We start from the raw sequence: 6,133 nt of genomic DNA, 5'->3' as shown, positions 1-6,133 counted from the left end.
TGGAACAATTAAAATGTGGATGGGTGCGACACACTTACTGACGCGGCGATTTAAGAACGTTAGCACGGAAATCAGTTTGCATGTGCTGGCTTATAACCTCAAAAGAATGATGTCCATCTGGGGTTCTGAAGGATTAACTAAAAAGCTGCAAGAGCGTTACGGCTAGCGGCTGTAGTCGCTTTAGCTCCTGATACCACACCCATAACGCTCAATATCGGACTTAATAAGCCTCCGAACCGCACTGAATGAAAACTAAAACGCACACTCATTATTTCAGCGAGGCACTAACAGTGCATACTGGCGAACCGCTGAAAGAGCGGAAAATATGAGTTTTTACACAGCCTGTGCCAAAAGCGGACATCAAGGTTTCTTTAAATGACTGGAATTTGACTATGTCACTTAAATCCATATTTTTCTCGACGACGATTGAATGCGTCTTTACCGCCTTCGAGTATTTTCGCGGCCAGTGACTGTATCGACTTTTGATCTATTGAACCTTGGTTATTTTTTGGCAGTGTCGCGCTGTCTGCGGTTGCTTCAAGAACACCAATCCATTCAGCATCACCAAATACTGGAATATTTGCATTATGTGTAGCGAAAATGAATTGTCGTGTTAACTTGGCACTTCTCACCTGAGTCACTATTCTGTCGGCAATAAATGCGTTGTCCAGGTTATCTTCGGGTTGGTCCAGCAACAGAGGATCTTTGTTATCTAGCAACAACAAATGCAGTAATGCTGTACATTGTTGGCCCGTGGATAACGAGTCGAGAACTTTGTAAATAGGTATTTCGTTGTTGGAAACATTGAGTTCAATACTTACGAAGTCTTCAACAATAAATGCTTCAATCTCCATGATTTGAGATTCTGAAATTTTAGTTAGCTGCTCCGCAACATATTCTGTACACCCCCAATTTTGTGCGAGTATTGCGTATTTACCTTCGGGAATCTTTTCTGCCAATAGCATTGGAGAAAAATGCTCAGCGGTATTAATCCACTGAAGCTTTCCGCTAGCAACGTTTGGCATTCTGAATGTCACAAGCTTATCAATTAAAGAACCGCGATTCCCCTCAGGAACATAGTTTACTTTTATGTTGCCTTTAAGCTTTCGATTTAACTTTTTTACACCAAGTTCAAATTGACTACTTCTCAGCGACATTTTGTCAGAGAGCGAAGACAGTAATTTTTTCCGAGCCGCTACAAATTGAGCGAGTTGAGCTTTTGCTACGGTCAATTTTGTTTTGCTCGATTTCAACAGAGCAATGTCTTTAACTAACTGGTGATATTCTTCACCAATCTGAGAGCCTGTTTTCCCCGCTATTGGGTTAATCTTCTTAAACTCTTTTTCTATTGTAGTCTCTTTGGCTTGAATACTTGCTTCAAGACGCTTCTCTATTTCACATACCGCAGTATTGCCGCTAGCAAGTCTAGTTATTGCTTGCGTTAGCAGGGTACCTAAATCTTTGTTCAAATTTGTTATGATGCTTCTAAGTTCAGTAAAGACCAATTTATCGGGGAAATCCTTGATATCCTCTTCCGAAATGCAGTCTGTAGAGGGAATGCCTTCTATCAATTCACCTAATGTGTCGGAAAAATCAGAAAGCTCTTCTTTTACGGTTCCAAATAGCGTTTTCTCTGATGCGAGCAACGGCAGAATTTTTAGTTGCTCATCAATTCCCAATTCTTTAAAGCGTTTTGCATCCTCTTCCAGCTGTTCAAGCCGTTTAACATCGGACTCAAGATCTGACGACTGGGCTATTAAATCTACTATCTTCTGACTGGCTTCAACTAAGTCGCCTACAACTTCGACAATGCCCGACTCTTGTTCAATCTTGCCCCTGTTCAAGAATCTATCGACGACTTTTAATTGCTCACTAGAATCTTTAGCAATTTCATGAATTTCATTCTGTCCAAATATTTCGATTTCAGGCAAAAGGTCTCTAGGTACGAAGCTCGATATCTGCCCTGACTTTTCTGTAACAACAGGAGATTGCCCATACCGCCTTGTAATCTGATAGTTCTGACCATGCTTAGTTGCAGACTTTATTGTAAGCTTGATTTGTCCAGAGCCTAAGTTTGATTTAACCACTTTGTCATGTTGTTCACGGGCTTGCTTGCTGATTGGAGTAGCATCGAGCGCGTAACGAATGCATTCAATCAAAGTTGATTTACCCGTACCTCTACCACCTATGACGGTATTGAGATGCTCGGAAAAGTCTATTTCAACGCCGCCTAGGTACCCACCAATAAAAACAACAGACTCCAACCTAGAGTAATACTGTTCGCTGATATCTGAATTTAATCTGACCCTTGATTCCGGATCATGAAATGCTTGTAGAAACGCTGAAAAACTGGGCTCTGTCATTTTGATTAAACACGACGCGTTGTCTTTTCTTAAGGTTTCAGGCTCTTCAACATCCTTTGCGTTGATTAACGTCATAGGAATATTACGTTGATACGCCACGTCTTTGTTTGACAGAATTTGAAAGTTTGCTTGGTCACCTTGTTCTTTTATAGCTTGAACTGTTGTCGGGATTTGAGCGGCAACTAATAACTCATTTTTCCAAATATTGTTTAGTTTCTGATTGAGTACGCCATTGTCGTCTGTGCAATGTGCTGCATATATGAATCCGCCTTTTTCACGCACTTTGTTCAATATAAAGTCTGCGCTATGCGGTGAAGGCAACGTACCTTGGTTAGAATCAATACCAAGTTCGTAAAGGTAGTGCTCAAGATTTTTAACTGTCTCGTCTTCATGAAAAAGGCAAACGAAATGGACCTTTTCACTCGACGCAATTTCGAAGCCAGGGAAAACGACAATACCTTGGTCAGACAGTAAAGTTCGGATTCTGTTTACTGAGTCAACATTTCCGTGGTCAGCTAGACCAACAACTTTGATGTTTTCTTCAAGGCAAACTTCCAAAAGTTTTCGGTTGTACTCATCCTCTGATAACCCTTGCTGTTTTCCCCGATAACCAATGTAGTTCGCGGGATTAACTTGGAGTGCACATTTCCAAAATTTTGCTTTGGTGAACGCCACATCATTCATAAACATCCTTATTTATTTTGACTAGATTAAGCTGAAATTATCATCCATGTTAATGCGTTTTAACGCTTAAAACTGTAATCTTTTTCAGCCTAGTACCGATCGTTATTGCACGACCTACACTTTACTTCTGCTTCTCACTCGTAGCTGCCTTCGATTAGTTAAGGCAAGTCAGTGCCAAAAGCGGAAATTCACTGAGATTTGATTAAATCGGCGCTTTTAACTGAAAGCGGACGTTTGCCAAGTAACAGATCAGGGGGCTCTCGAAAATTTCGAGAAGTTCTCGCATTGCCGACACGTTAAAAAACGAGCGCAATTCATGCCTATTTTGAGTTACTTGCCAGTTTGTAGTAAACAGTACGACAAACCCAAAAATGTCAGATTTATGATGCAAAACCACATTGCGGGTTTACCCATGCTTTGTTTTTCAAGTCGCAAGGTACTTACCGCCAAGGCCGTGAGATCGATGTATTTTTACGTTAGCGTTGCTGGGTGTTTAAAAACTCAAAAGTGCTACCCCTGCTTAAAAACGTGGTTTTTCCTTTTGATGAAATTGTTATGCATTACATCAAATTCAGCGCTAAAAGGATGAATAATGAGCGTTCAAAAAGTAGTTGTTATTACTGGCGGTAGCCAAGGGATTCTGCCGTAAAAACAGCAGTCGCTGATGCTACTCCTTCAAGAGATACTGTTCATGATGTTGCCAATGGGGCTTCGCTAGCCTTAGGTGTTGCTGCAGCTACAACACCATGTACTGTCGCGCTATTTTGACGCCAAAGGTGTGTATCCGGTGGGGCATAATCTGCCACTGCAGCTGTGGATAATTGCACTTAATTTACCACCCCATTGCAACTGATCCTTACCACGTGTTGCAAATTAATTGCACCACCACTTTCCCGGAAAGTACCACTTCGTCGAATAGTGGTTTTGTACAAATTTCGGAAATTCACTGATACATATTTAAATAGCTGCTTTACATTAAAAGCCGTCATCTCTGACGAGGATAAATCAAAATGCTTTGAAAAACCTATATCGAATATTCACAGATAAACACTTACTAAAATGCAATTTCCAAATGTTTCATTGGAAGTAAAAAAGCTGCGAAGACAGCTCTTTTACTTTTAGGAAGCTCGGTTATAACGCTGCTGCTACCGGTGCTAATCTCACCCGTGTCGAAAGTGCATGCAGCGCGATGGCATGCAACAACGGCGATACTGTCGTAGTAGCATCTGTTAACACCGTAACTGATTTGTAGTTGCCCGCTGAAAGTGATAGCGCCGTATGTGTAACACAATTTTGCGTCATCATGCCGCATAGAATGAGGTCGGTAACCTCCAACTGCGCTAATGTGTCTGCAAGGTTTGTTTGGACAAAGCTGTCGGCATAGTGCTTGACAACAAAACGAGCTGCTGGCGCTAGCTGTAAAATCCGCGGATGAATATCAGCACCCTCGGTCCCTGGGTTAAAAAACGGTGCGACACCTGCATTAGCATCAGCAATGTGCTGCACGATAACAACCGGCATGTAAGCATTTTGTGCTTTTAGTATTGCCAATTCAATCGCAGCTAAGGTGTTGTCAGTATCTGCCAGCGGAAAGGCGCCAGCCGGAAAATAGTCGTTTTGAACATCTATGATGAGTAAAGCGGATTTTTGCATCTGAGCCTCCTGAGTTAAAGGCGTCATTATCTACTCTACGCCCCCTTGCGACCTTTGGCCTAAACAACTAACATCGTTAATATCGGGCCATTCTGAGTTATGTTATGCATCCTCAACCGCTACAAGTCGCTATTGTTGCTTTTCAGGGGATCAGTCCATTTCACTTGGCTGTACCATCGGTAGTATTTGCTGAGGGGCCTCATAATAAATCGCTCTTTGAGGTATCGATTTGCAGTGCAGAACCACAACCGCTGACCTGTAGCCTTGGTTATCAGCTCAGCGGCTTCGCTGACTTAACGCCATTACAATACGCCGATGTAATTGTGGTCCCTAGTTGGCGCTCACCTGATGAACAGCCGCCTGAGGTATTGCTTGATATCCTGCGGCAAAGAGCCAAGCAAGGTGCAACTATTGTCGGGCTCTGTCTCGGTGCTTTTGTGTTGGCTGCGGCTGGTTTGTTGGATGAAAAACAAGCAACCACCCATTGGGAGTGTGCTGATGAACTTCAGCGATTGTATCCCAAGGTACAGGTTATGGCTGATTTACTCTATGTCGAAAGTGGTAGGGTTTTGACATCGGCTGGCACGGCAGCTGGGCTTGATGCATGTTTGGCTTTTGTCCGTAGCAGACTCGGCGCAACATCCGCGAATCGGATCGCCAGACGTTTAGTGATCCCGCCCCATCGGGATGGTGGGCAAGCTCAATACATTGAGCACCCTCTGTCGCAAACCGCCGGTCATGACAGACTCAGTTTACTTTTGCAGACAGTGCGTGGCCAGCTTGAAAAACCGCATACGCTGGATTCACTCGCGTCAGCAGCGGCAATGAGTCGGCGCAGTTTCACTCGGCAGTTTCGGCAGTTTACCGGAACTACCGTTACCAATTGGCTAATCGCTGAGCGGCTTAACCTAGCGCAACAGTTGTTAGAACATACATTACAGCCGATTGAGCGTGTGGCTGAGCTGACCGGCTTTGGCAGTGTGGAAAGCTTACGGCATCATTTCCGCTTGCGCTTTAAAACTTCACCGCAGCAATGGCGGCGAGTATTCACCAGTACTATTCGGGTTTAAATTTGCCATCCATCTTTGGTTCAGCACGGTGGCGTCGAAGTTCCGTTCCGGCAGCAAAGCGGACATGTTATCTGAACAAAATGGTCAGGTCGTTAGGTCTGCAATTCGCTCAGGCTGTGTAAAAACTCATATTTTCCGCTCTTTCAGCGGTTGGCCAGTATGCACTGTTAGTGCCTCGCTGAAGTTATCTGTGTGCGTTTTAGTTTTCATTCAGTGCGGTTCGGAGGCTCATTAAGTCCGATATTGAGCGCTATTGGTGTGGTATCAGGAGCTAAAGCGACTACAGCCGCTAGCCGCAATGCTCTTGCAGTTTAATGGCTAATCCTTCAGTACCCCAGATAGACATCATTCTTTTGAGGTTAT

General features: G+C 43.6%; 3 protein-coding genes and 1 pseudogene. 2 read left to right on the top strand and 2 right to left on the bottom strand.

Annotated elements, in window-relative coordinates; genetic code table 11:
- Positions 1 to 166: pseudogene (locus tag H595_RS24195) on the top strand (IS5/IS1182 family transposase); the annotation flags it as partial.
- A 229-nt stretch (positions 167 to 395) separates the two neighbouring features.
- Here the strand turns inward: H595_RS24195 and H595_RS0119055 are convergent.
- Together H595_RS0119055 and H595_RS0119045 are read right to left on the bottom strand one after the other, a co-directional pair.
- The gene (locus H595_RS0119055) at positions 396 to 3,047 is read right to left on the bottom strand and encodes a TrlF family AAA-like ATPase (RefSeq protein WP_027672582.1); all 2,652 of its coding nucleotides are present in this window, start codon (positions 3,045 to 3,047) and stop codon (positions 396 to 398) included.
- A 1,131-nt stretch (positions 3,048 to 4,178) separates the two neighbouring features.
- Positions 4,179 to 4,700 carry a cysteine hydrolase family protein gene (locus H595_RS0119045; RefSeq protein WP_027672581.1) on the bottom strand — a complete coding sequence of 174 codons (522 nt, stop codon included), beginning with the start codon at positions 4,698 to 4,700 and terminating at the stop codon, positions 4,179 to 4,181.
- Between the two features lie 104 nt (positions 4,701 to 4,804).
- On the opposite strand from H595_RS0119045, the gene H595_RS23005 reads away from it, so the two are divergent.
- Positions 4,805 to 5,770, top strand: a complete 966-nt coding sequence (locus tag H595_RS23005) for a helix-turn-helix domain-containing protein (protein WP_037055436.1) — start codon at positions 4,805 to 4,807, stop codon at positions 5,768 to 5,770.
- Positions 5,771 to 6,133: the final 363 nt, after the last annotated feature.

It is taken from the genome of Rheinheimera baltica DSM 14885 (assembly GCF_000425345.1).
GTDB lineage: Bacteria > Pseudomonadota > Gammaproteobacteria > Enterobacterales > Alteromonadaceae > Alishewanella > Alishewanella baltica.
This window is presented reverse-complemented; position numbering and strand designations above follow the sequence as displayed.

Coding starts and splice junctions, on each gene's coding strand:
- H595_RS0119055 (WP_027672582.1), bottom strand. CDS start 3,047: ATGAATGATGTGGCGTTCACCAAAGCAAAATTTTGGAAATGTGCACTC.
- H595_RS0119045 (WP_027672581.1), bottom strand. CDS start 4,700: ATGCAAAAATCCGCTTTACTCATCATAGATGTTCAAAACGACTATTTT.
- H595_RS23005 (WP_037055436.1), top strand. CDS start 4,805: ATGCATCCTCAACCGCTACAAGTCGCTATTGTTGCTTTTCAGGGGATC.